The 26331-nt window shown below is 40.9% G+C and carries 19 protein-coding genes and 2 other RNA genes; 18 read left to right on the plus strand and 3 right to left on the minus strand.

The window, feature by feature from the left end; genetic code table 11:
* Positions 1–126 precede the first annotated feature (126 nt).
* Positions 127–523, plus strand: a transfer-messenger RNA (tmRNA) gene (ssrA, locus tag ACJV45_RS04585).
* A 237-nt stretch (positions 524–760) separates the two neighbouring features.
* Here ssrA and ACJV45_RS04590 read toward each other — a convergent pair.
* Positions 761–1507: a Panacea domain-containing protein gene (locus ACJV45_RS04590; RefSeq protein WP_004112525.1), complete on the minus strand. Its 747-nt coding sequence runs from the start codon at positions 1505–1507 to the stop codon at positions 761–763.
* Positions 1508–1878: 371 nt separating this feature from the next.
* Here ACJV45_RS04590 and miaA point away from each other — a divergent pair, with 371 nt between their 5' ends.
* From miaA to ACJV45_RS04665, 15 genes are all read left to right on the plus strand, one after another.
* Positions 1879–2868: a tRNA (adenosine(37)-N6)-dimethylallyltransferase MiaA gene (gene miaA / locus ACJV45_RS04595; RefSeq protein WP_116437190.1), complete on the plus strand. Its 990-nt coding sequence runs from the start codon at positions 1879–1881 to the stop codon at positions 2866–2868.
* A 151-nt stretch (positions 2869–3019) separates the two neighbouring features.
* On the plus strand, positions 3020–4021 hold the full coding sequence (locus ACJV45_RS04600; protein ID WP_004574945.1) for a cation diffusion facilitator family transporter: 1002 nt from the start codon (positions 3020–3022) through the stop codon (positions 4019–4021).
* A 95-nt stretch (positions 4022–4116) separates the two neighbouring features.
* Positions 4117–5082 (plus strand): TrmH family RNA methyltransferase, encoded by a 966-nt coding sequence (locus tag ACJV45_RS04605; RefSeq protein WP_004137863.1) that lies wholly within the window; start codon positions 4117–4119, stop codon positions 5080–5082.
* Positions 5083–5100: 18 nt separating this feature from the next.
* Positions 5101–6210, plus strand: a complete 1110-nt coding sequence (gene pheS, locus ACJV45_RS04610; protein WP_472850113.1) for a phenylalanine--tRNA ligase subunit alpha — start codon at positions 5101–5103, stop codon at positions 6208–6210.
* Between the two features lie 5 nt (positions 6211–6215).
* Positions 6216–8840, plus strand: coding sequence for a phenylalanine--tRNA ligase subunit beta (gene pheT / locus ACJV45_RS04615; protein WP_419397746.1), 2625 nt, complete (start codon positions 6216–6218; stop codon positions 8838–8840).
* Positions 8841–9034: 194 nt separating this feature from the next.
* On the plus strand, positions 9035–9658 hold the full coding sequence (locus ACJV45_RS04620; RefSeq protein WP_004121816.1) for an arginine repressor: 624 nt from the start codon (positions 9035–9037) through the stop codon (positions 9656–9658).
* A 287-nt stretch (positions 9659–9945) separates the two neighbouring features.
* Positions 9946–11160 carry an argininosuccinate synthase gene (locus ACJV45_RS04625; protein WP_004115510.1) on the plus strand — a complete coding sequence of 405 codons (1215 nt, stop codon included), beginning with the start codon at positions 9946–9948 and terminating at the stop codon, positions 11158–11160.
* A gap of 30 nt (positions 11161–11190) precedes the next feature.
* Positions 11191–12696 carry an argininosuccinate lyase gene (gene argH / locus ACJV45_RS04630; protein WP_419397747.1) on the plus strand — a complete coding sequence of 502 codons (1506 nt, stop codon included), beginning with the start codon at positions 11191–11193 and terminating at the stop codon, positions 12694–12696.
* Positions 12697–12762: 66 nt separating this feature from the next.
* Positions 12763–14082 (plus strand): tyrosine--tRNA ligase, encoded by a 1320-nt coding sequence (tyrS, locus tag ACJV45_RS04635; RefSeq protein WP_419397748.1) that lies wholly within the window; start codon positions 12763–12765, stop codon positions 14080–14082.
* 83 nt (positions 14083–14165) lie between these two features.
* The gene (locus ACJV45_RS04640) at positions 14166–15731 is read left to right on the plus strand and encodes a tetratricopeptide repeat protein (RefSeq protein WP_419397749.1); all 1566 of its coding nucleotides are present in this window, start codon (positions 14166–14168) and stop codon (positions 15729–15731) included.
* A 98-nt stretch (positions 15732–15829) separates the two neighbouring features.
* Positions 15830–16927 carry an HAD-IIA family hydrolase gene (locus ACJV45_RS04645; protein ID WP_419397750.1) on the plus strand — a complete coding sequence of 366 codons (1098 nt, stop codon included), beginning with the start codon at positions 15830–15832 and terminating at the stop codon, positions 16925–16927.
* Positions 16928–16965: 38 nt separating this feature from the next.
* Positions 16966–17745, plus strand: coding sequence for a TlyA family RNA methyltransferase (locus ACJV45_RS04650; RefSeq protein ID WP_419397751.1), 780 nt, complete (start codon positions 16966–16968; stop codon positions 17743–17745).
* Positions 17746–17853: 108 nt separating this feature from the next.
* Positions 17854–18882 (plus strand): NAD kinase, encoded by a 1029-nt coding sequence (locus tag ACJV45_RS04655; protein WP_004112543.1) that lies wholly within the window; start codon positions 17854–17856, stop codon positions 18880–18882.
* A gap of 9 nt (positions 18883–18891) precedes the next feature.
* Positions 18892–20670, plus strand: coding sequence for a DNA repair protein RecN (recN, locus tag ACJV45_RS04660; RefSeq protein WP_419397752.1), 1779 nt, complete (start codon positions 18892–18894; stop codon positions 20668–20670).
* 64 nt (positions 20671–20734) lie between these two features.
* Positions 20735–21433, plus strand: coding sequence for an HAD family hydrolase (locus ACJV45_RS04665; RefSeq protein WP_016814167.1), 699 nt, complete (start codon positions 20735–20737; stop codon positions 21431–21433).
* On the opposite strand, the gene rnpB is transcribed toward ACJV45_RS04665, so the two are convergent.
* An RNA gene (gene rnpB, locus ACJV45_RS04670) (RNase P RNA component class A) lies at positions 21432–21804 on the minus strand. The genes ACJV45_RS04665 and rnpB overlap by 2 nt on opposite strands.
* 156 nt (positions 21805–21960) lie before the next feature.
* Between rnpB and hpf the strand changes: the two genes are divergently transcribed.
* Together hpf and secA are read left to right on the plus strand one after the other, a co-directional pair.
* Positions 21961–22635: a ribosome hibernation-promoting factor, HPF/YfiA family gene (hpf, locus tag ACJV45_RS04675; protein ID WP_004125011.1), complete on the plus strand. Its 675-nt coding sequence runs from the start codon at positions 21961–21963 to the stop codon at positions 22633–22635.
* 215 nt (positions 22636–22850) lie between these two features.
* Positions 22851–25649 (plus strand): preprotein translocase subunit SecA, encoded by a 2799-nt coding sequence (secA, locus tag ACJV45_RS04680; RefSeq protein WP_019261988.1) that lies wholly within the window; start codon positions 22851–22853, stop codon positions 25647–25649.
* Positions 25650–25721: 72 nt separating this feature from the next.
* Here secA and ACJV45_RS04685 read toward each other — a convergent pair whose 3' ends face one another.
* A complete protein-coding gene (locus ACJV45_RS04685) occupies positions 25722–26264 on the minus strand; it encodes a hypothetical protein (protein ID WP_004125016.1) in 543 nt (180 codons plus the stop codon).
* Positions 26265–26331 lie beyond the last annotated feature (67 nt).

Genomic DNA, 26331 nt, shown 5'->3' on the forward strand with positions numbered 1-26331 from the left:
ATTAGTCTTTGGATTAGTCTGAAATAAATCAATAGCCTAAAACAGGTTGACTCTGTTAAAACGTTTATTTATAATGATTATTCTGGCTTTATGCCAGTATCTAATTGATAGTTTGATAAATCAAAAGGGGTCGATCGGTTTCGACGGTGATCTGTTCGCCGCGGGGAAGCGTGCCGAGAATGCGAAAGTCCACTCGTAAACGTCCTTTCGCAAAAGAATAAGTGCTAAATCTAATCGCACTGAGTTCGCTCTTGCTGCCTGAGCTTCGCGCCAGGATTAACCAGCGAGCAGCTGCTCCGTTTACCCACTCACGTCTTCGGAGTGGTGCTAAACGTCATTAGAAGACTTGCTTGAATTGCCGAGCTGCAGGGTAGTTCAGGGACTTTTACTGTAGATATGCTCGCCATGAATTGTCTGCGATAACATGGGGGCAGAAAAACTGCCGAATGGCCAGCAGACTACGCACGTAGAAGACCGAGGGTACGGTTTCCGGACCGGGGTTCAATTCCCCGCGACTCCACAAACGCAAAAACGCCACTGCTCAAACAGTGGCGTTATTTGTAGCAAAACCCAATGTTTTCAATGTCTTAAGCATAAAACAGTGGCGGTTTCTATCGCTTGTACACAAGTATGTACGATATGTGATATAGCACATACAACAAACAGAAATAATCAGAGCAAAAGCTCTAGGTATAAGATCTAGAGCTTTTTGATTTTCCTATGCATACTTATTTGCGCCGTATGTTTTGACCTATACCACTTATTTATTTTTATTTTTATCATTAATATCATTGTTTATGTAGTCAACAAAATGTCGTGCTGTAATACGAACAATGTTTTCATCAAAATAAATTTTATTATTTTTAAGCCCATTCAATATGCTTAATTTTTCTCTTAAAATTTTTTCAGCCCGTCTTATTCTTCTAACTTTTTCATCTTGATTATATTGATTAAATTTTTCAATTTGTTCAGAAATTATATCTTGTATGTCTTTTTGTAGTTCTTCATCATCTTTTCTAAATTCTTTGCTTCGTGTTGTTCGTGAATTCGTATTAATTACTGGATGTTTTACGTAATAATCATGAATAATTTTCTTAGATATTTCTACTTCATTAGCCTTATTTGGTAATATCCCTCTGCGTGCATCAATCCATGGCATCTCACTGCGGGCGCGATTTTCTAGTTCTTCAATACTAAAATCAATTAAAGCGTCGCAAACGTTATAGATAGTGAGTAAATTAGAATAAGTAAGATGATTTTTAAGTTCATAAGGTCCTAGAACAATATCTTTACATTCTATAAAAACATCATTAATTCTGTGCATCTTAAATAAATCTAGGCATACTGGACCATTGCGCCAAGCCTGAAAATTGTTATAGAACAAAGGAGAATTAGTGGATGCTAGGTTATAAGCTTGGCAATAGTAAGAAAGTAATTGTAAGCGATTAATATTCATTTTCCCATAACGTTTTAAAATCGCATATGCTACATGAGAAATAGTAATCATATCTATTCTCCATCGGTGCAGAAAAGACAACAAAATGATTAACGTAAAACCAAATGGAATCCTTTTATAAATCACGTTGAACGAATAATTTTAGTTGTAAAATGCTACGAACACGTGTAAACAATAAAAATCATTCGGTTTTAAGTTAGCGAAAACGGTACCATATAAAATAAAACACATCAACAATAGCGCGTGTCGTTCTCAATGGGGATTGTAATACAGTGTGGTAATCAACTACTGCTTTGGTGTCGAAGCAAAATCTCCTACTACTTTTATTGACTTTTATGTATGTTTGATTGTGTAAATTTGTAGAAGAGATTCTTCTTTAAGGTTGATTTTAGTTCGTTTAATATGATTATTAGGAGCGCATTGTGTGCAAACCGCCGAAAGTGATTTCGATTGTAGGTCCAACAGCATCTGGCAAAACGAGTCTTGGTATTGCAATTGCAAAGAAATTTGCTGAACGTGGTGTAAAAGCGGAGATTATAAACGCAGACGCATATCAAATGTACCGTTATATGGATATTGGTACAGCAAAAGCCACTAAAGAAGAGCAAAGCGAGATTAAGCATCATTTAATAGATATTATTGATCCAGAAGAATCCATGAGCGTTGCAAAATTTCAAACGCTTGCTAGGCAATGCATACGCGATTTGCAAAAAAAAGGTATTCGCCCAATTCTTGTTGGAGGCTCTGGTCTATATGCTCGTGCGGCTGTAGATGATATAACTTTTCCAGGTACAGATCCTAATATTCGCAAAGCTTTGGAAGATCGTGAAAAGTCGCAAGGAGCAATGGCTCTTTTTGAAGAGTTACAAAAACTGGACCCTGTGGCGGCTAAAAATATGGATCCAAGAAATTCGCGCAGAACAATTCGCGCTCTAGAAGTTATTGAATTAACAGGGAAGCCGTATTCTGCTACTCTGCCAAAATACAAGTATTTGATTGATTGTGTGCAAATAGGATTGGACTTAAACAGAGAAGATTTGGATGCGCGAGTGGAGCTTCGCACAAAAATGATGCGCGAGCAGGGTTTTGTGAATGAGGTCGAAGCAATTCGTTCTAGGCTTGGTGTTACTGCGAGTAGAGCTTTGGGATACAAGCAAATAATGGACTATTTAGATGGCTTATGCAGCGAAGATGATGCTTTTGCTGATATTGCTCAGAAAACTAAACGTCTTGCTAGAAAACAAATGGGTTGGTTTGGAAGAGATTCGCGTATTCATTGGGTTAATGCTTTGCAGCCAGATGTGGTTGATGCCTCAATGAAGATAATTAATGCTGCTGATAATGGCGATTTTAAAGATGATTTGATTGCCGAATCAACTTCCCATCATCTCGGCGCGTTAATTGTCGAATAGTAATAATAGAATAAGTTTTTAGATAATTAATCTTTAGATGTTTATGCGTGAACCCTAGCTTAGGCTGGGGTTCATTGCGTATAAGGCATATTGGGAATGATATTGAGAAACGATATCGAGATACTTATTTGTATGAACATAGGAGATTTGTGTGAATAATCATCATTTGTCAAACTCTTCCAGTGAAATCTTAGAGAAGAATGATTTAAGTACTTCTGGAACTAATGCCGCTTCTTTGCAAGATGCTATTAGCGCAAGTCACGCGCATCAGCATAAGCTTTCGCTATCACTAGCGTTAACGTCAATTGTGTTTTTGGCAGAAGTAATCGGATCTATTTTAACTAATTCGATTTCTTTGCTGATTGATGCTGGTCATATGCTAACGGATATTTCCGTTTTAGCTGCATCTACGGTTACTGCGATTTTAATGCGCAAAAAGCCTAATGCAAAGCGCACTTGGGGGTGGGCAAGGCTAGAAGTGATTACTGCTGCAGCTGGCGCTCTTGTGCTTCTTTTTGTAGGCGTTTATGCGATTGTGGAGTCGGGGATGCGTCTTTTTGGCGCAAGTCATAATGAAATTCACGGTGTAAGTCAGCTGCTTTTCTTTGGTATTCTAGGTCTTCTTGCAAATATTGCTTCGCTTATAATTCTTGTTTCTCAATCTAAAGACAATATGAATATGCGAGCAGCGTTTTTGGAAGTTATGAACGATGCTTTAGGCTCTGTAGCAGTAGTTGTTTCTGCATTAGTTATGATAGCTACAAATTGGAGCGGTTTCGACGCTGTAGCTGGCGGAATTATAGCAATTTTGATGATTCCTAGAGCGTTGCACTTGCTTAAAAATGCTGTAAAAGTTTTGCTTGAGCAAACTCCAGAAGGATTGGATATAGAAAAAGTTCGTGACCATCTTGAACACGTTCCGCACGTTCTTGCTGTTCACGATTTGCATGCAAGCACTGTTTCTACAGGAATGCCTATTTTTATGGCGCATGTTGTTGTTGAGCGCGATTTGACGATGGGGCAGTGTGCGGATATTTTAAGCCAGCTTCAAGATTGTTTGCGTGAGCATTTTCCAGTTTCTGTTTCGCACACAACATTCCAGTTGGAGCCAGAGGGATATACTACTCAAAGTTCGTCGGAGCATCACGAGTAGTTTTGTTGAGTAGTTTTTGAGTAGTTTTGTATTGCAACAGTTACGCGTGTTGTAAATACATGTAAATGTAAATACATGTAAAGTAGAGTGATATTATGCCGTTAAAAGAGTTAATAGACAACGCGCATAGCGATCGCGTTAAGCGCATTTGTGCAATAAGTCGCGCAAAATCGCGAGTGGATGGGCGCTTTTTAGTTGAAGGCCCGCAAAGCGTTAGGGAAGCGGTAAGGTACGCGCATAAATCTATTTTAGACATTTACGTTTTGCAAGATGCTGTTAATAGTGACTACATTGATGTCAATTCTTTTAAAAATCTTAAAAATGGCATTTTGCAAAATGGATCTTTAGAAACGATAAGCAAAATTGTTGACGAATCCTTAAAAAATCAGTGCTATGTGCACCCTGCAACAGCAGAAGTTATGCATAAGATCAGTACGGATTGTCAAGGGATTGTTGCCGTTTGTGATTCTACTATTTTAGATAAAGAATTTATAAAAGAATTTAATAGTATTGGGGTAGAAAGCAAATATAAGTCTGGTTTTGCTTATGATCCTATATTGATTGCAGCCTGCTGGCAGGTAAGAGACCCTGGCAACGCTGGTGCTATTATTCGCGTTGCAGATGTAGCTGGTTGTAGTGCCGTTGTTTTTGTTGACGATTGCGTGAATCGTTTTAATTCAAAGCTTGTTCGTTCTACTGCAGGCTCATTATTCCATTTGCCAGTAGTGACAATGAGTGAGGATGATTGGTTTGATTGGATAAAGTCATTAAAAATAAGGGTTATTGCAGCTGATATTTATGGAACGGAAAATAAAAAACCAAAGTCTTTTGCAAATCTTCTAAAACCACTAAGTGATGATTTAAATAAAGGATATAACGAAGGATCTAATGCAATATTATTTGGAAACGAAGCCAGAGGATTGCCAGAAGAAATATTAAATAAAGTAGACGAAATATCGGTAATACCTATTTACGGAAAAGCAGAATCAATGAACTTGGCAACCAGCGCTGCAGTAATGCTAATGGGCTTGGCTATGTCTAGTCATGAGCGAAAAATGTAGATTTGAGACGTTTTTTGAATGCTTCACAAAAGTACACATAACACGGATAGGAAGGGTGCTGTGGCAAGTAGTAAGCCGTTCGACGCGAAGGCAATTACAAAGGTAGTAAAAGAGGGTATAGCTTGTGTTCAAGCCGCTAAAACAATGGAAGAGTTGAAAGCGGCAAAAACTAAGTATGCAGGAGCTCAGTCTGCAATGACCCTTGCCAGCAAGTCTATTGGAAGTCTTCAAGTAGAAGAAAAGAAAGAAGCTGGCAAGATAATGTCGGCTTTACGCGCTGATTTTGGTCGTGAATTTGCAGCAGCCCAAGAGCGTATTAAGGCTATTGAAGAAGCTAATATGCTTCAAAAAGAAACAGTCGATATGACCTTGCCAATAAATCGTAAGCCGCTTGGCGCTCGCCATCCGATTGCGCGTATTATTGAAGACTTTGAAGACTTCTTTGTGTCTATGGGTTGGCAGATTTCTGCAGGACCAGAGGTAGAAACAGAGTGGTTCGATTTTGACGCGTTGAACTTTGGTCCAGATCATCCTGCTCGCCAAATGCAAGATACTTTTTATGTGCAAGGTAATCAGGCAAAGGATGCTGCAGGATTTGTTGGATCTAACATGGTTTTGCGTACGCAAACTTCTTCCGATCAGGTTCGTGCGTTAATTGAGCGAGGAGTACCTCTGTATATTGCGTCCCCAGGCCGAGTATTCCGTACTGATGAGCTTGATGCAACTCATACGCCAGTCTTCCACCAGTGCGAAGCTTTGGCAGTAGATAAATATTTGAGCATGGCTGATTTAAAGGGTGTTCTTGATCGCCTTGCTGTTGCAATGTTTGGCCCAGATGCAAAAAGCCGTTTGCGCCCAAGCTACTTCCCGTTCACGGAGCCTAGTGCGGAGTTGGATCTTTGGTTCCCAGATAAGAAGGGTGGTCCAGGTTGGATTGAATGGGGCGGATGCGGAATGGTTAACCCGAATGTTCTTAAGTCTGCAGGCTTAGACCCAGATGTTTATACGGGATTTGCTTTTGGTGTTGGCTTGGAGCGCACTTTGCTGCTTCGTCACGATATTAACGATATGCACGATTTGGTTGAAGGCGATAAGCGCTTCAGTGAACAGTTTGTGATGGGAGAGTAGTACTCATGCCAATGGTAGATATTGACTGGCTTAAAGATCATGTTGAAGTGCCAGAAGGTTTGACTTACGAGCAGCTTGCTAAAGATTTGGTGCGAGTTGGCTTGGAAGAGGAAGAGATTCACGACTCTCAAGTTACAGGTCCTATTGTTGTAGGATACGTTGTTGATGCTACTCCTGAGCCGCAAAAAAATGGCAAAATTATTAATTGGTGCCATGTTGATGTTGGAGATAAATACAACGAGGTAGACGAAAATGGCAATAAAGTTCCTCGTGGAATTATTTGCGGTGCTCCAAACATGGCTGCGGGAGAAAAAGTTGTTGTAACTCTTCCTGGGGCAGTTTTGCCTGGCGATTTTAAGATTGAGCCTCGCAAAACTTACGGCCACATTTCTAACGGAATGTGCGCATCCGAACGCGAGCTTGGGTTGGGAGATAGCCACGATGGCATTATTTTGCTTCGCGAATACGGTTTCTCTAAAGCTGAATATGATGCTTTGAAACCTGGAGACGACGCAATGTCGCTTCTTCACTTAAACAAGCCTTTGCTGGAAATTAACATCACTCCTGATCGTGGATACGCGTTCTCGTACAGGGGTGTTGCGCGCGAATATCACCATTCAACTGGTGCAACTTACACTGATCCAGTAATTGAACTTAATAATCAAGCTGATCAAGTAGTTTCTATGTCTGATGGAGCTTCTAAAGATATAGAAGTTAGTATTGAAGATAATAATCCTATTCATGGTGTTGTTGGATGCGACCGTTACTACGCTCGCGTTGTTAGAAACTTTAATCCAGATTCTTCTAGCCCTAATTGGATGCGTAGGCGTTTAACTCGTGCTGGAATGCGTGGTATATCTCTTGCAGTAGACGTTACAAATTACGTAATGCTCGACTTAGGTCAGCCTCTTCACGCTTATGATTTAGATAAGATTGAAGGTCCTATTGTTGTTCGCCGCGCTAAAGCTGGAGAGCATTTAACAACTTTAGATGGCAAAGACAGAGAGCTTAACGTTGAGGACTTGCTTATTTGCGATTCTCCAAAGGGAAATCACGGTTCGCGTGTTCTTGGACTTGCTGGCGTAATGGGCGGAATGTATGGAGAAGTAACGAGCGAAACGAAGAATATTCTTGTTGAAGCTGCACACTTTGACCCCGTTTCTATTGCACGTACAGCTCGTAGACATAAGCTTCCAACTGAGGCATCTCGCAGGTTTGAGCGTGGCGTTGATACTGCTTTGCAGCCAGCAGCTGCGCAAATGGCTGTTACAATGCTCAGCAATTTTGGTTCTGGGGAGCCTTCTAATACGCCTACAGACGTAAACAATACTGTTGATAGAAGTGTTATTGTTTTCAAAGCTAGCGAAGTAGAGCGTGTTTCTGGCTTAAGCATTGATTTGAATCGTATTAGCGATATTCTTACGGATATTGGTTGCTCTGTTGCTGGCGGCGGAAACGGATCGTTCTCTGTTTTGCCTCCAACTTGGCGCCCAGACTTAAATGATCCATGCGATTTGGTCGAAGAAATCGCGCGCTTGGTTGGCTACGATGAGATTCCTGTTAAGGTTCCAGCTGTTCCTGTTACTGGCAAAACTGGTTTAACGCAAGATCAAGCAACTCGTAGAGCTATTGCATATGAACTTGCTGAAATGGGCTTGATTGAATCTTTGAGCTACCCGTTTGTTGGTCAGGAAGATTTTAAAGCTTTCCGTGAAGACGTTGATTCTGTTGCTAAAGTCAGCGTAAAGATCGCAAATCCTTTGGCTGGCGATCGTCCTTGGCTTCGCAGGAATGTTCTTACCACTTTAGCTGGAACGGTTCGTAGAAATATTCGTCGTGGCTTGAGTGATGTTTCGCTTTATGAGCTTGGTCACGTGTATTTTGCGGATCCTAATGCTCCAGCTATTCCTGCTTTGCCTGGTTCGGTTCGTCCTACGGATTCTCAGCTTGCTGCGTTGGATGCAGGTTTGCCTGAGCAGCCTTTGCATGTTGCAGCTCTTTTAACTGGTAATGCTGAAGAAACAGGTTGGCTTGGAACTCATAGAGAAGTTGATTGGAGTGATGCTGTAGAAGCTGTTAATCGTTTAGGAAAGCGAATCGGCGTTGCTTTTGACGTTCGTCAGATTAATTCTGATGATGTTCCTGCTTCTTGGCATCCAGGTCGTACCGCGAAGGTGTATATTCCTGTTGATGGTGCCGACGATGTTGAAATTGGTATTGTTGGAGAGCTTCATCCTCAGGTTGATGAGAATTTGGGTTTGCCAAAGCACTCTGCAGCATTCGAGCTTGATTTGAGCGCATTGTTTGATGCTATGCAAGTTAAGCCTGTTCAGGCAAAACCTGTTTCTACATTCCCTCCTGTTAAGCAGGACTTTGCGTTTGTTGCTCCTTCTTCTTTGACTGCTCACGATTTAAAGGAAGCTATTGTTAAAGCTTCTGGTGATTTGCTTGAGTCTGTAGAGTTGTTCGATGTTTATGAAGGCGAACAACTTGGAGAAGGGCTAAGATCTCTTGCTTATTCTGTAACATTTAGGGCTGCTGATAGAACGCTTTCTAGCGATGATATGGAAGCGGTTCGAGAGGCTATTACAAAGTCTGCTCAAAAATTGCATGCAACATTGCGAGTATAAGTTCGAGTATAAGTTACAGAGTCGCGTTTTTTAAATTGATACGGCTGAATGATTAGTATTATCTGGTTGTTCAGCCGTATTTTTTAGTAAATAAAATAGTATTTATGGCTTTGTTAAAATGTATATATTCATGAATATATTTATGTATTCATGTATATTAGATTGGAGTGCTCTTTAGAAAGGTATTGCCAATTATGGTTGAGTCTAATAGGAAGTCAAATAATTTTAGTGGCGATGATGCGCTTAATCATAGTTATGTGAATGAAGATAATAATTTTGACGATGCTTTTGATGTTAATGACGATTTTGGTTCTATTGAATCCGCTGGAAAGCAGCGTCCTACGACTAAAGCTGCACGTTTAAATGCGATTGAACAGGCGCTTTTAAGTGAGGTTATTACTTCACAGTCTCAGCTTGCTAAAGTTTTGGCCCGTCATGGTTTTGAGGTTACTCAAGCAACTTTGAGTAGAGATTTGGATGAAATAAATGCGGTTAAAATTCGTCTTACAGACGGCAGAATTGCTTATGTTCTAGGAGATGGAACTGGTAATCGTCACGCAATGGATACTGTTAGGATTGATCAACAGGTTGCTAGGACTCTTTCTGGTCTTATTACAGAAGTTGGATTTGCTAATAATATTGTTGTGATTCACACTCCTTCGGGCGCTGCTCAATATGTTGCAAGTGTTATTGATAGGCAGCCTTTAAAAGGTATTTTAGGTTCGGTTGCTGGCGATGATACAGTGCTTATGGTTTGTGTTTCTAACGAAGAAGCAGAAGATAGAGCTAATTGGATGCTTTCAGTTGCATCTAGGTGATTTTGTATATAGTTTATTCATTTTATAGTTATATTTGTGTCTAATATGCATCGATGGATGTTGAATTTATAATACTTGCTGCAAAGACCACAGCGTTGTGGTTTTTGCACTTTGTTATAGTACAATCAATTGCATAAGTATTATTCCTATTGTCTTATTTTTTTAAATATTATTTTTCAAAATATGATAAAAGCGTTGTATTTCTAAGCGTGTTGAGATTTTATCTATGGTTGTATAATATACTATATATTGTTTATTTATTCAATATATGACCTTGGGAGGTCACTATGACTAGTAAGAAACGTATTGTATTGGCGTATTCGGGTGGCCTTGATACATCTGTAGCTATTCCGTACCTTAAAGAACAAACAGGTCAAGACGTTGTAGCTGTGTCACTAAACGTTGGTCAAGGTGGAGAAGCGCTCGAAGTCATTAAAAATCGCGCTTTGGCTTGTGGTGCTGTTGAATCGTATGTAGTTGATGCTCGTGAAGAATTTGCGGATAACTATTGCATGCTCGCATTAAAAGCAAATGCAATGTACGAAGACGTGTATCCTTTAGTTTCTGCGCTTTCTAGGCCGCTTATTACTCGTCACTTGGTTCACGCAGCGCACGAATTCGACGCAGATACGATCGCACATGGTTGCACTGGCAAAGGAAACGATCAGGTTCGTTTTGAAGTTGCAATTCAGTCTTTGGATCCAGATTTAAAGGCAATTAGCCCAATTCGCGATTTGTCGCTTACTCGAGATGTTGAAATCGCTTTTGCAAACGAGCACAAGCTTCCGATTACTCAAAGCAAGAAAAGCCCATATTCTATAGACCAAAATGTTTGGGGAAGGGCTATTGAAACAGGCTTCTTGGAAGATCCGTGGAATGCTCCAACCGAAGAATGCTACTCTTACACAAAGAATCCTTTGGAAGCTACAACTCCAGACGAAGTTACAATCACGTTTGAAAAAGGTATTCCAGTTGCAATTGACGGTCATAGCGTAACTCCATTGCAAGCAATCGAAGAAATGAACAAGAGAGCTGGGGCACAAGGAATCGGCAGAATCGACATTATTGAAGATCGTCTAGTTGGCATTAAGTCTCGCGAATTGTACGAAGTTCCAGGCGCGCAAGCTTTGATTACGGCTCATCAAGAGCTTGAGAATTGCTGCTTAGAGCGTGAACAGCATAGGCTTAAGCGTGCTCTTGATAAAAAGTGGGCGGAATTTGTGTATGACGGCCAGTGGTTCTCGCCAGTTGTGCGTTCTTTGAACGCGTTCATAAACGAAACGCAAGAGCATGTTTCTGGCGATATTCGCATGACTTTATACGCTGGAAAGGCTGTTGTAACAGGCAGAAAGTCGGATGAGTCTTTGTATGACTTTAACTTGGCTACTTACGATTCTTCCGATACTTTCGACCAGCGCGCTTCCAACGGATTTATTGAAATCTACGGATTGTCTAGCAAGGTTGCAGCGGCTCGAGATATGCGCGTTGCAAAGAACAACTAACAAGAGGAAAGCAGAAAGAAGAATATAACTATGCACGATGCAAATGCCGATGCAAATGTCAACGCAAACCATCCAATAGCCTTGTGGGGCGGACGTTTTAGCTCAGGACCTTCCGCAGAGCTTGCAAAGCTTAGCAAATCAACTCAATTTGATTGGCGATTAGCGGATGATGATATTGCAGGATCTCGCGCTCATGCGCATGCATTGCATCGTGCAGGTTTATTGACAAATCAAGAATACGAGGATCTTCAAAAAGCTCTAGACGAGTTGCAAAATCGCGTGGATAATGGCACTTTTACGCCAATTGAAGAAGACGAGGATGAGGCAACTGCATTAGAGCGCGGTTTGCTTGATATTGCAGGAAGCGAACTTGGAGGAAAGCTTAGGGCTGGTCGCTCTAGAAACGACCAAATCGCAGCTTTAATACGCATGTTTTTGCGCAGACACTCGCGCATTTTGGCTGCTCTCGTGCTAGATGTTTGTAATGCTTTAGTTGCTCAATCTTTAGCTGCAAAAGATTCTGTAATGCCTGGTCGTACTCACATGCAGCATGCTCAACCTATTTTGCTTGCACACCAGCTAATGGCTCATGTTTGGCCGCTTTTGCGAGATGTAAATCGCCTTGCGGACTGGGATTCGCGCGCAAACGAAAGCCCGTATGGGGCAGGGGCATTGGCTGGCAACACTCTTGGACTAGATCCCGAAGAAGTTTCTAAAGAACTTGGTTTTTCTGCTGTTTGCGCGAATTCTATTGATGCTACAGCAAGTAGAGATATTGTTGCGGAGTTTTCATTTATTGCAGCCATGATTGGCGTTGATATTTCTCGCTTAAGCGAAGAGATTATTATATGGAATACTCAAGAATTTGCGTTCGTAACTTTAGACGATGCTTATTCTACTGGATCTTCTATTATGCCTCAAAAGAAGAATCCAGATATTGCGGAGCTTGCTAGAGGAAAAGCAGGACGATTAATCGGAGATTTAACTGGATTAATGGCCACTCTTAAAGGTCTTCCTACTGCTTATGCAAGAGATTTGCAAGAAGATAAAGAGGCAGTTTTTGACCAAATTGACACTCTAGAAGTTCTGCTTCCAGCATTCGCAGGGATGGTTAGAACAATGCAATTTAATATTGCTAGGTTGCGTGAACAGTCTGCTACTGGTTTTGCCTTAGCTACAGATATTGCAGAATGGCTTGTAAAACAAGGTGTTCCATTTAGAAATGCGCATAAGTTATCAGGATTATGCGTAAAACGTGCTGAAGAACTTGGAGGGGATTTAGACGTTTTAAGTGATGATGATTTTGCTAATATTCTGAATGATTTTGTAGATCGAGACGATATTGAGAATCTTAAACTTGTTCTTTCTAGTGATGGATCAGTAGCTTCTAGATGTGGAAAAGGTGGAACGGCTTTTGTTCGCGTAAAAGAACAAATTACCCAGGCTCAGCTTGCTATTGATGAGTATAAGAAATTTTCTGAATCTGTAAGTGATGGAACTGCTTATAAGAGTGTCGCCCTGTGCTGCCAAAATTGAAAGGCTTGGATTGCGCTTTTAGCGCCCGATGCCTAGGTAAGTTTTGGCAATAATAAGGAGATACGAATGGCTCAGGTCAGGAATTACAAGGAAGCTGGATTTGCTTCCTTGTTTGAAGAGCTAAAGTGGCGTGGATTAATTTCACAATCTACTGATGAGCAGCAGCTTGCTCAAGCGCTTGACGGAGAACCATTAACGTATTATTGCGGTTACGATCCTACTGCTGCTTCATTGCATATTGGTAATCTTGTTCAGCTTATTAATATGCGTCACTTGCAAGCTGCAGGTCATCATCCTATTGCGTTAGTTGGTGGTGCTACTGGTTTGATTGGTGATCCTCGTCAAAGTGGAGAACGCACGCTTAATTCTAAAGATATTGTGGCTGGTTGGGCAGAGCGCTTACGCAAGCAGATTGGCAGAATTTTGCCTCTTGATGGAGAGAATCCTGTTCGTTTTGTTAGCAATTACGACTGGGTTTCTAAGATGTCTGCTATTGACTTTTTGCGTGATGTTGGTAAGAATTTCCGTGTTGGCACAATGCTTTCTAAGGATATTGTGGCTCGCCGCTTAAACTCCGACGAAGGCATTTCTTTTGCTGAGTTCAGCTATCAGGTTTTGCAAGGAAACGATTTCTTGTACTTGTTTGATAATTACAATGTTACTTTGCAACTTGGCGGTTCGGATCAGTGGGGTAATTTGACTTCTGGCATGGACTTGATTCGTAAGGTTCGCGGAGCTTCTGTGCACGTGTTTACAAGCCCGATTATTACGGATAATCAAGGTCGTAAGTTTGGCAAGTCGGAGGGTAACGCAATGTGGCTTGATCCTACAATGCTTAGCCCTTATCGCTTCTATCAATTCTGGTTTAATCAGCCAGACGATGAAGTTGTTAAGCTTCTTAAAGCTTTTACGTTCTTGCCTAAGAGTGAGATTGAGCGATTGGAAAAGCAAATTCAAGAAGACCCAGGAAGTCGTGAAGCTCAGCGTGTTCTCGCTTGGGAAGTTACAAGCTTTGTTCATGGTGAAGATGTTACGAATCAGGCTATTGCTGCTTCTTCGGCATTGTTTGGTAAGGGTGATTTAGACGCTATTGATGAGCAAACTCTTGAAGCTGCCTTGGATGGTGTTAAGGTTAAGGCGCAGGATGGTAGTTTAGAATTTGCTAAAGCAAATAGTGGTGATCGCGTTGTTGAGGCTGCTGTTGCTGCTGGATTGTTCCGCACAATTTCTGAAGCTCGTCGTGCTATTGAAGCCGGTGGTTTGTACGTTAACAATAATCGAGTAGACAGTGTCGATGACATTTTGAATGATAATTCATTCTTACATGGTCGTTTTGCTTTGATTCGTAGGGGCAAGAAGGCTATTGGCGCTGTTGAGCGTGATTAGTTTTTTAAGCGTGTTTGATTTGTTTTTAATATTAGATTTTTAGTATAATTTTATATTTTTAGAATTTGAAAGGTATGCCAATAATGGGCGAAGAACGCGGATCGCGTAGTGGTAAGTCGTTTGGTAATCGTGGCCATTTTAGCCGTCAAAATGGCGGTAAAAATGGTGGGAACGGCGAGCATCGTGGCGGATTCCATAAGGGTGGATTCCACAAAGATGGTGGCAGAAAGTTTAATCACCGTGATGGCGAACGTAGATTTGAGCACAATGATCGCAGATATGATGATCATAAGAACGGTCGTCGTGACGATTTTGAGCGTGATTCTGGTAGTTCAGAAGGTTTAAGACGCAATGGATTCCACAAAGGTGGATTCAATAAGAGCGGTTTTAAGAAGGATAACGATCGTAGGTTTAACCATCGTGATAATGATCATAGGTTCAACCGTGATGATCGTGATAACCGCAGTGATCGCAGATTCGATAGAAAAGATAATCACGAAACTCGCAGAAATCGTGGTTTTGATGTCAAGTCGGAAGAAAATGGCAATCCAAGGTACAAGAAGTTTGATCGTGATAATCGTGGCGAGCGCAATGATCGCCGCTTTGAAGATAATCGCGGTGGCTTCCACAAGGGTGATTTTAAGAAGAATGATTCTAGAAAGCGCGATTCAAAGTCGTCTTTCCGCTTTGAAAATGGTCCTCGTAGAAACTCGGATGGAACTGTTTCTTACCCATCTCAAAACCCTTATACTGATAGGCGTCCAGGCGAACCTAAGATGCCTAAGGGCTTAGAGTATTCCATGCTTTCTAAAGAATCTCGTGAGCGTTTGCGCGGTCTTTCTAAGGAACATTCTGAAAATATTGGTTTGCATATTCTCGCAGCTTATGCTTTGCAAGAAGAAGATCCAGAGCTTGCATTGGAACATGCAAAGTGGGCTGCAAAGCAGGCATCGCGTATTGATTTTTCGCGCGAAACATTAGGATTTATTGCATACCGTCAGGGTGATTACAAGCTTGCTGCGCGCGAGTTTAGAACAGCTATGCGAATGAATGGCTACATGGATTATCTTCCATTTATTGCCGATTGTGAGCGCGGTATGGGCAACCTTGATAAGGCTTTGGAAATCTGCATGTCGGATGAAGCTAGAAGGGTTACTGGCGAAGTCAAGGCAGAAATGTTCCTTGTGTACGCAGGTGTTTTGGCAGATACAAACCATTCAGATAAGGCTATTGAGCTTGTTCACGCAATGGGTAGGTCTAAGGGTTTGCCTGGCGAGTATAGAATGCGTGCAGTTCAGGCGGAACAGTACTTCCTAGAGGAGGCTGGGCGAAGTGATGAGGCTATTGAGCTTGACTCTTTGCTTGATCGCTTAGAAGAGCAATACGCAGATATTGAAGACGAAGAAAATCCAGAAGATGTTGTGATTGACTACGATTTGGAACATCTTAATGACGCGATTATGGACGAAGTTGGCATTAGTGAAGATGATGCGCAATTTGCTCCAGATGATGACTCGGATGATTCAGACGATTCGGATGATTCAGATGACGATTCGGGCGAAGATTCGGATGATTCAGACGATGATTCACAAATCGCAGACAATACTGAAACTATAGAGATGAGTGCAGTTAAGTCTGAAGAGGAATAGTACAACCATATTTTCTAAGCCCGGCTTCTGTATTATGAGAGTATAGTAAGCCGGGCGTTTGCTACTTCGATATTTTTAAAATCATGCGGGGATATTCTATGCAACTTGATGAACGAACGAATTTTTCAAATAGTAAATCTGCGTTAAGCAAGAATTTTCGCTTAGCTTTGCTTGACTTAGACGGCGTAGTGTATAGAGGCGGAAAATCCGTTGAATATGCTGCTGAATCAATTGAAAATGCTCAAAAAAATGGCATGTTTATTGAATATACGACTAATAATTCTTCTCGTTTTCAAGAAGTTGTAGCAAGTCAACTAGAAAGTTTCGGCTTAAAAGTAGAGCCGTGGCAGATTATAACTTCTTCTGTTGTTGCAGCAAGAATGGTTGCTCGCTACGTTCCGAGAAATTCTAATGTTTTAGTGCTTGGAGCCGATCATCTCATACAAGAGGTTCGTAGTGCTGGTCTTAATCCAGTAAAGTCTTGTAAAGACAATCCAAAAGCTGTTATCCAAGGCTGGTATCCGCAAATGACTTGGCAAGAAATGGCACAAGTCGCTTTCGCCGTAGAGCATGGAGCTAAGTATTTTGTTACTAATCGCGATTTAACAATTCCACGTGAATTTGGTATAGCTCCTGGATGCGGTTCTATGATTCAAGCTGTAGTAAATGCAACTGGAGTTGAGCCTATTGCTTCTGCTGGAAAACCCGAGTGCGCAATGTATGACGAAGCGAGATTGTTGGTTGCTGCAAATGCAAATCACAATGATGAAGATGTTAAAGAATATGCAGAAAAAGATGAGTTTGGGAATCCTGTAATAAGTATTTCGCGCTCGCTAGCCGTAGGAGACCGATTGGATACAGACATCGAAGCAGGTACCAGAGGGGGATATGAGTCTCTTCTAGTGCTTACTGGTGTCACCAATACGCGCATGTTGCTTGAGGCTCCAAAACACTTGCGACCAAGCTTTGTTTCTAAGGATTTAAGAGGACTAAACGAGGCTCATGAGTCTCCAAAGCGTGTTGACGACGTTACATTTGTATGCGGAACTTCTAGAGCACAAATTGTTTGTAATTCTATTGAAGTAAACAATCCTAGTGATTGCAACGCTTTACGTGCTGCTTGTGCGCTCACTTGGAGCTTAATAGACGGTGGAAAATCACTTGAAGACTACATTCTTCCAGAGTTTTCTTTATAAATATATGAGTTTGCGTATGTGTGTATGAGGATTTTTCAATGTCTGACGGAGATGATTTAGTTCAGCGATTAGATTGTGAACTTGTAAATCGCGGATTAGTGAAAAGTAGAACTACAGCTCAGCGTTTAATTAAGTCTGGGTTAGTAAAAGTAGATAATCGAATTGTTTATAAATCATCATTTTTAGTGGAAAAAGCGCAAGAAATAAGTTTTGATGAATCAAAAAAAGAAAATTCTTGTCTTAAATATGTTTCTAGAGGAGCACTCAAATTAGAAGGTGCGTTCTCTTTATTTGAAGATTTAGGATTAAAAGTTTATTCAAATACTAAAGCGCTAGATATTGGTGCTTCAACTGGCGGTTTTTGCGATTATTTGTTGCAAAATGGCGTTAATCGCGTTATTGCTTTAGACGTCGGACACGGTCAATTGCACCCAAAGATAGCAAGCGATCCGCGCGTTATCGAAATGAGTGGCGTAAATATTAGAAATGTTTACGCGCAAGATTTGCCTTACAAGCCTAATCTTATAGTCTCAGATGTTTCTTTTATATCTCTTACTTTTGTTATTCCAGTAATCGCGCGTATTGCGCAAAACAACGCGAATATTGTTCTTCTTGTAAAACCACAATTTGAAGTTGGTAAAGGAAATCTTGGAAAAGGCGGAATTGTAACAGATAAAGACCTAAGACTTAAAGCATTAGAAAATATTAAAGAATGCGCTAAAAATAGTGGTTTAAAAGTTGTTGCAACTCATGAATCTCCTATAGAAGGAACTCATGGAAATATTGAATATCTTCTTTATGCGCGATTTAATGGTTAAAAATAATTATTTGATAAATATTTTTTACATAAGCAGTACAATGCGCAATATGTAGTGCAACAATTACAATATTTATTGTTATTTGCAAAACCACAAAGGGGCTGTGTTATGCCAGAACTTTTAGTAGATGATGATGCTTCTTATGCTCGTCGCGCTCTGGTAGTTACGCATGCGCGTCTTGATAGTCACAGTGCCGTTGTAAATCAAGTTACCACGCAGCTTAGTAGTGCTGGTTTTCATGTAGATGTGTTTCATAGTGCTGCCGTATCTGATTTTGCGCAAAAAACAGCACATGTTATTGATGAAAACACAGAGATTGTTGTTGTGCTTGGTGGAGATGGCACAATGCTTCAAGCTGCAGAATTGGTGCATTGCACTCCTGTTCCAATCATAGGTATAAATCTTGGTCATGTTGGATTTTTGGCGGAATTTGAAAGCTTCCAAATAGATGAGGCTATTAGAAGAATTGCTCAAAAAGATTACTTTTTAGAGCATAGAATGGAAGCTCATGTAGACGTTTGGCTTCCTGGAGCGAGTGAGCCTTTAAGTGATTGGGCTCTTAACGATATTACTTTAGATAGGGCAGATCGCGGTAGAATGGTGGAGCTTTCGATTCGCGTTGATAATGTTGAAATGTCGTCTTTTGGCTGCGATGGTGTTATTGTTTCTACTCCTACTGGATCCACAGCTTACGCATTTTCGGCAGGAGGTCCAATCATGTGGCCAAATGTTGAGGCTTTGCAACTGGTTCCTTTGGCTGCACACGCGCTTTTTTCTAGACCATTGATTATCGGAGCAGGTTCAACTTTTACTATTGATATTTTGGAAGATTCAGCTTCTGGTGGTTGGATTTGTTGTGATGGTAGGCGTCAAAGGGCTTTACCGCAAGGATCTAGGATTCAAATTCGTCAGTCCAAAGATGAGCTGTTTTTAGCGCGTCTTTCTGGTGTTCCATTTACGCAAAGATTAGTTACTAAGTTTGATTTGCCTGTAGTTGGTTGGCGCGAAAATCGTCGTAAAAAGTCTTCCAAACCTAAGGAATATGAGGCTAATCTGCATAATGAAACTGATAGGAATTATGAAGATGTTCCAAATGTCTCAAATAACTACCATAACCCTAATAGCTTAAACTCGTAGGGGGCATCCTTGCTTGAAGAATTAGAAATTCGTAATTTAGGACCAATCTCTCACGCGGTTATTACTCCCTCATATGGAATGACTGCTATTACTGGAGAAACAGGGGCTGGAAAATCTATGCTTCTAAGCGCTATAAGACTTATATCTGGAGGAAAAGCTGATTCTTCTAGAATTACATCTTTTGCGTCAGAATCATGGGCGCAAGGCGTTTTTTCTGTTCCAAAGTCAGGAATTGTTTCTAATTTTTTGCAAGAATCTGGGATAGATGTTGAAGAATCTGAAGGCGATGATTCTAAAATAGATGTTTATGTATCTCGTACTGTTCCAAAATCTGGTAGGTCTAGGGCTGTAGTATCTGGTTGTTCTGTTCCTAAGACTTTGCTGGATAAAATTTGTTCGCAAACAATAACAATTCATGGGCAAAGTGATCAGTTGCGTATAGCAACAAGTGCAAAACAGCGTGAGTTCTTGGACTCAATTTCTTGTGATTCAAAAGAATTACAAGAATATTCTGTGGCATTTAAAGAATGGCAGGATGCTGTTGAATCTTATAACAGGCTTATAAATCAAGAATCTTCTTCTAGGCAGCGTGCAGATTATTTGCGAGAATCGCTAGAAAAAATTCGCCAAATCGATCCAAAACGGAATGAAGATGAAGAGCTTAAAGCTAAAAGAGACCGCATAGAAAACGCTGCTCAAATCGTTGGAGCTATTAGCGAAGCAATTTCTTCGTTAGACGCAAGTCAAATTGACTACGGCGCAATAGATTCCGTTGACGCATTACATTTGGTTGACAATGCATCTAAGGCAATTCGCTCAATTCGAGTTGACGGAGATTATAGTGCGATTGCAAATCAACTTGACGATATTTCTTCCCAAATTTCCGACATTGTTATGCAGCTCGCTCAGCAATTAGATGTTGATGAGAGTCAGGAAGATTTAGACGCTATTAACAATCGTATTCACGATTTAAGCGATTTAACTCGCAGATGGGGTCCACAGATTGACGATGTTTTAGAGTGGGCTAAAAAGGCGCAATTTGAGCTTGAAGATTTGGATGATTCACCTGAGGCTATTGATCGCGCTAAAAAAGCTTGTGATAAGTATTATTCTAATGCCAAAAATTTAGCAGATAAACTTTATGATTTGCGCAAAAGTGCAGCAGAAAAGTTTAGTTTTGAAGTTAGTAAAGAGCTTGAATCTTTGGCTATGCAAGATGCTCAGCTTTTAATCAAAGTTAATAGGCGTAAAGTAGATGAAACTGGAGTAGTTGACTTAGATTCTCATGGTTTAGACAATGTTGAGTTTCTTTTTAAGCCTTTCCCGTCGTCTGATTATTTGCCAATGGGTAGCAGTGCTTCAGGTGGAGAGTTAAGTAGACTTATGTTAGCTATGGAGTTGGTTGCGGCAAAATTCAATAACAGCGACTCTCATTCTATGACTTTTATTTTCGACGAGGTTGATGCGGGAGTTGGAGGAGTTGCAGCAGTGGAATTAGGCAAACGCTTAGCTCAACTTGCTAAAAGTTCTCAGGTGATTGTTGTAACGCATTTGGCTCAAGTTGCTTCTTTTGCTGATGTTCAATTTGTGGTTAGAAAAAGTTTTAGTGATTCATCGGTTTCTGGCGATTCTTCTAATGATTTTGACTCTTCATTAGTCGTAGATACTACTGTTACTAAGTTGGATGATTCACAGCGTGAGCAGGAAATAGCTAGAATGCTTTCTGGAAGTCAGTCGCAAGCTTCTTTAGAGCATGCTAGAGAATTGTTAAAAACAAGCAAAATCTAATCTAAAATCTGAATCTAATTCAAAGTAATTTTTATAAAACAGGATTAATATCAGGATTAATAATATGAGCGAAAATGTGTTAGTTGATAATTCAAATTGTGCAGCAATTTTTGATTTTGATGGTACTTTGCTTGACTCTTTACATGTTTGGGATGATATAGACGAAAAGAGTTTTGCTAAACGCGGTATTAAAGTGCCTGCTGATTTTGCTGATTCCACTGCAACAATGACTCCTCGAGAAGTGGCTGATTATGTTATCGCACGTTTTGGGTTTACGGATTCTCCCGAAGATTTAATGCAGGAATGGAATGATATGGCTAATGAAGCTTATTCTAATCAACTGCTTCTTAGAAAAGGCGCTAAAAATTACGTTGATTATTTGCATAAAACAGGTGCAAAATTAGTTCTTATGACTACTCTTTCTAAATCTTTATGCGAAGCATCTTTAAAGCGAACAGAATTATGGCAATATTTTGATTTGATGATTTTTGGTGAAGATTTACAATCAGATGGGAAAAATAGTCCTCAAACTTATTTAGATTTGTCCAATAGAATAGGTGTAAAACCAGAGTATTGCACTGTTTTTGAGGATTCAGCTATAGCTTTAAAGTCGGCTCGTTTGGCTGGAATGAAAACTTGTGGGGTAGCGGATTTAGATAATAGTGATTTAAATCCAGAATTTAATAATTGTTGCACAGTTTTTTGTGATTTTGATTTCGCTCCAAAAGTGTTATGCAAAAAACTAAGTGAAAATCAAAATTAAGTTGAGGTTTCACATACCCCGGGTTTTGTCGCGTGCAAATATGCACACGGATGACCATCCATCTCGATTTGACGTTACCGCCAAACTCTAGCAGTCTACCCGAAGACTTAGGCGAGCAGCCCTTAAACACCTTCTGCTTGACCTTGCTCCCAATGAGGCTTGCCATGCGGCTAACTGTTACCAGAAGCCCGGTGGTCTCTTACACCGCCGTTTCACCCTTACCTAAACAAAAGTTTAGGCGGTCTATTCTCTGTTGCGCTATCTCTCAGGTTGCCCTGGGCGGACGTTATCCGCCATTGTGCTCTACGGAGCCCGGAAGTTCCTCAGCTACTCCGAATGAACATTGCAGCCGCGGTCATCGTGAAACCTCAACCTTCCCAATTATAGCAGACGTCTTAATTTTGCGCATATTTTGCGACTCGCTAGAAAATGGCGGCTTTTAGCGGATATAATGGATGTATCAGCGGCGCTGGTGCCGTTGACGTGTACACAAACCGATTTATATCGGATTACTTAAGGAGGTTCGCATGGAAATCGTCATCACCGGACGTCATACGCAGATTAAGCAAAGATTCCGTGACGTTGTGGAAAGCAAGATGAATCGTGTGACCGCCATTGCTCCAGATGCGCAGCGCATTCAGATTGTGCTTAACACTGAGGGCAATCCAAGGCAGGCAGATACTGCAAAGAGAGTTGAAATTACTGTAGTTGCAGGAAGTACGGTTATTCGCGCAGAGGCATCTAGTACTGACCAATACAGTGCATTGGATATGGCTCTCGATAAGTTGACGCTTCGTTTGCGTCGTACTCGCGATCGTCGTAAGGACCATCGTCGTGGATATGAGCAAATGGTTCCAGTTGATTTGGGTGTTGTAGAGCCAGAAGTTGAAACAACTGTTGAAGAAGTTGTTCAAGTTGATGGAACAAATAGTGCAGATGCTGCAGTTGCTTCCGACTTGGGTCCTGGTGAATCAGTAGAGGTGAGTGTTGGAGATACTCCTATTGTGATTCGTCGTAAGCTCCACATTGCCGAGCCAATGAGCATTGACGAAGCGTTGTATGAAATGGAACTTATTGGTCATGATTTCTTCCTGTTCGTAAATAAGGAAACAATGAGACCTTCGGTTGTGTATCGTAGGCATGGATGGAGTTATGGTGTGTTTGAAATTGATACTCCAGAAAACGTTTCTAAAAAGAAGTAATAAAACAGTAAAGAAACAATAGAAGAATAAGGGTAAATAAAGTAAATAAAATAACTCATATGAGTTTAATGCCCGTCTAGTAATTAGCTAGGCGGGCATTTTATGCGTTGTTTTGGACTCGCTAGCTGCAAAAATCGTAGCCGTCGCGTAATATAGGCACAGTTTACGTCTATATTGGCTAGCCGAATAATAGACACGACCTAAGGGAGCTAAACGTGGTAGATATCGTCGATAAAGCCTTGCGCATGGGTGAAGGCCGTCAATTGAAGCGCCTTGAGAATGTTGCAAAGGCTGTGAATGCGCTAGAAGATGAGATTTCTGCGCTTTCCGATGAAGAGCTTAAAGGGCAAACGGCAAAATTCAAGCAGAAGTTAGACAATGGTGCAAAACTTGATGATTTAATGCCAGAAGCATTTGCTACAGTAAGAGAGGTTTCAAGGCGTACTCTTGGTCAGCGTCATTTTGACGTTCAGCTCATGGGTGGTGCAGCATTGCATTGGGGCAATATTGCAGAAATGAAGACTGGTGAAGGTAAAACACTTGTTGCAACATTGCCTAGCTATTTAAATGCTTTGGAAGGTAAAGGCGTTCATGTTGTTACCGTTAACGACTATCTTGCTAGCTATCAGAGCGAGCTTATGGGGCGTATTTACAGGTTCCTCGGTATGAGTGTTGGATGCATTATTACGGATCAGCAGCCTCCAGAGCGTAGGAAGCAATACAACGCAGATATTACTTATGGAACTAATAACGAGTTTGGTTTCGACTATTTGCGTGACAACATGGCTTGGGAAAAGAGTGATCTTGTTCAGCGTGGTCACCATTACGCAATAGTCGATGAGGTTGATTCCATTCTTATCGATGAGGCTCGTACGCCACTTATTATCTCGGGACCTGCCGAAGGTGATGTTACGCGTTGGTATCGTGAGTTTGCAAAGCTTGTTCTAAAGCTTGATCGCGATGTTGACTACAAGATTGATGAGAAGCGTAAGACTGCTGGTATTTTAGATTCAGGTATTGCAAAGATTGAAGATTACTTAGGTATAGAGAATCTTTATGAGCCAAGTAACACTGCTTTAATTGGATACTTGAATAATGCTTTGAAAGCTAAGGAATTATTCCTTCTTGATCGCGATTACGTTGTTACTAATGGCGAAGTTCTTATTGTTGACGAGCATACTGGTCGAGTTCTTCCAGGTCGTCGTTACAGCGATGGTTTGCATCAAGCGATTGAAGCCAAGGAGAATGTCGAAGTAAAGGCGGAAAATCAGACTTTCGCGACTATTACTTTGCAAAACTACTTCCGTATGTACGACAAGCTTTCTGGTATGACTGGTACTGCAGAAACGGAAGCTGCCGAGTTTATGGGAACATATAAGCTTGGTGTTCTTCCAATTCCTTCTAATCGTCCAGTTATTCGTATGGATAAGGATGATTTAATCTTCCGTACTAAGAAGGAAAAGCTTGCTGCTATTGTTCGAGATGTTGCTCAGCGTCATGCAAAGGGTCAGCCTGTTTTGCTTGGTACGGCATCTGTTGAATCCTCTGAGATTGTTTCTTCGCTTTTGGATGTTGCTCGTATACCTCATCAGGTGTTGAATGCTAAGCAGAATGCTAAGGAAGCAGCTGTTGTTGCTGTTGCTGGTCGTAAGGGTGCTGTGACTGTTGCTACAAACATGGCAGGTCGTGGTACAGATATTATGCTTGGTGGAAACGTTGAGTTCCTTGCAGATGCAAAGCTTAAGGCAGAAGGTTATTCTCCAGACGATACTCCAGAAGAGTATGAGAAGCGTTGGCCAGGAGTTTTGGCAGAAGTCAAAGAGCAAGTTAAAGACGAACATGAAGAGGTTAAGAAGCTTGGTGGCTTGTATGTTCTCGGCACTGAGCGTCACGAATCTCGTCGTATTGACAATCAGCTTAGAGGTCGTTCTGGTCGTCAGGGAGATCCTGGTGAATCTCGTTTCTACTTGAGTTTGGAAGACGATTTAATGCGTTTGTTCAACACTCAGCTTGTTGCGCGCGTTATGGCTAAAGGTTTGCCAGAAGGTGAGCCGATTGAATCCAAGTATGTTTCTAATGGCGTTCGTACGGCTCAAAAGACTGTTGAGGCTCGTAACTTTGAAATGCGTAAGAACGTTTTGAAGTACGATGATGTTATGAATAAGCAGCGTACTGTTATTTATTCAGAACGTCAGATTGTTCTTAAAGGTGAAGATATTCATGAAGATATCTTGAAGTTTATTAAAGATACTGCCGATAGCTATGTTCGCGGAGCTATGAACGGTTCTGATAAGCCAAAGAACTGGGATTGGGAAGGTCTTAAAGACGCTGTTAATGCTGTTATGCCAATTATTTTGGATTGGGATCAGCTTCGCCTGCAAATTGAGTCTCTTAAGGGAGAAAAAGCTGTTGAAGCTTTGCGAGACACTATAGTAGATGGCGTTACTACTATTTACGCTGTGTTTGAAGAAAGAATGGGTTCTGATAACTTGCGCCAGTTTGAGCGTAGAGTTGTTCTTGCTGTTCTTGATCGCAAGTGGCGTGAACATCTTTATGAGATGGATTATTTGAAGGATGGTATTGGTTTGCGCGGTATGGGTCAGCGTGACCCTCTGGTTGAATATCAGCGCGAAGGATTCCAGATGTATAACTCAATGATTGAGGCAATTAAGGAAGAGTCTATTCAGCTTCTGTTCCGTATGAATCTCGAGCAGATTGTTGCGGAAACTGAAAACCAAGATGATTCTTATGTTGATGCCGATATTGAGCAAGCAGAACAAGAAGAAGACGAGCATTCTGGAATCGTTGGTCCTGCTCCTATGAGCCATGCTGATGGTGAAGTGCCATTGAGTAAGCGTCCAAAGGTTGAAGAGTGGAAGACTCCTTGGGCTGATGGTCGTACGTTCCCAGGAACGAACAAGAATGATGAGTGCCCATGTGGCTCTGGCAGAAAGTACAAGTTATGCCATGGTCAGAATGAGGATCAGAATAATTTTGGTTTAAACGAAGATTAAATTTTAAGTTGTAATCTTTGAAGAATGAGGCTGGTGCTTTAACATCAGCCTCATTCTTTTGTATAAATGCACTTAAACTCGTGCGCCTTTTCCGTAGTCGTTGTAGTCTTCACTAGAAGTATAATTTTTCTTTCTACTCATAAGTAAGCCTGCAGATCCAACAAGAAACAGAAAAGCGCTTATAGTACCTGAGTATGCTGCGAAATAGGGCACTAAGACGCTAAGAATTACGCCCAAAATGCCCAGAATAAGAATAGTCCATAAAACTATGAGGGTAATAGAAATATTCTTAAAATGTGGGTTTGGTGGAACAAAATCGTCTCCGTAAGAATCCATTGTTTCATCAACATCTAACCAACTGGTCTTAACGTTATCTCTTGGACCAGCATTATTGTATGACGCTATTTTAGTAAGTGGTTTTGTCGCCTGACTAATACGTTTTTTAAAGATTTTCGCACTTTTAGATTTCTCTATTTCTTTAAAATCTTCTGCATGATCTCTAATAAAATCAGACCAATTCTCATTAAAAGAATTATCGCCAAAAGAATCATCATTATTGTTGTTTGAGTTTTTGTCCTCAGGGTGAGGGGAGTTGGTATTCTTAGAAGGAGTCATAAATTATACTGTAGCAAGTCTGCTTGATTGCGTAATGATTCGCTTTTAGTAACTCTTGCTAGAAGGG

It is taken from the genome of Gardnerella lacydonensis (assembly GCF_048545055.1).
GTDB classification, from domain to species: Bacteria; Actinomycetota; Actinomycetes; order Actinomycetales; family Bifidobacteriaceae; genus Bifidobacterium; species Bifidobacterium vaginale_C.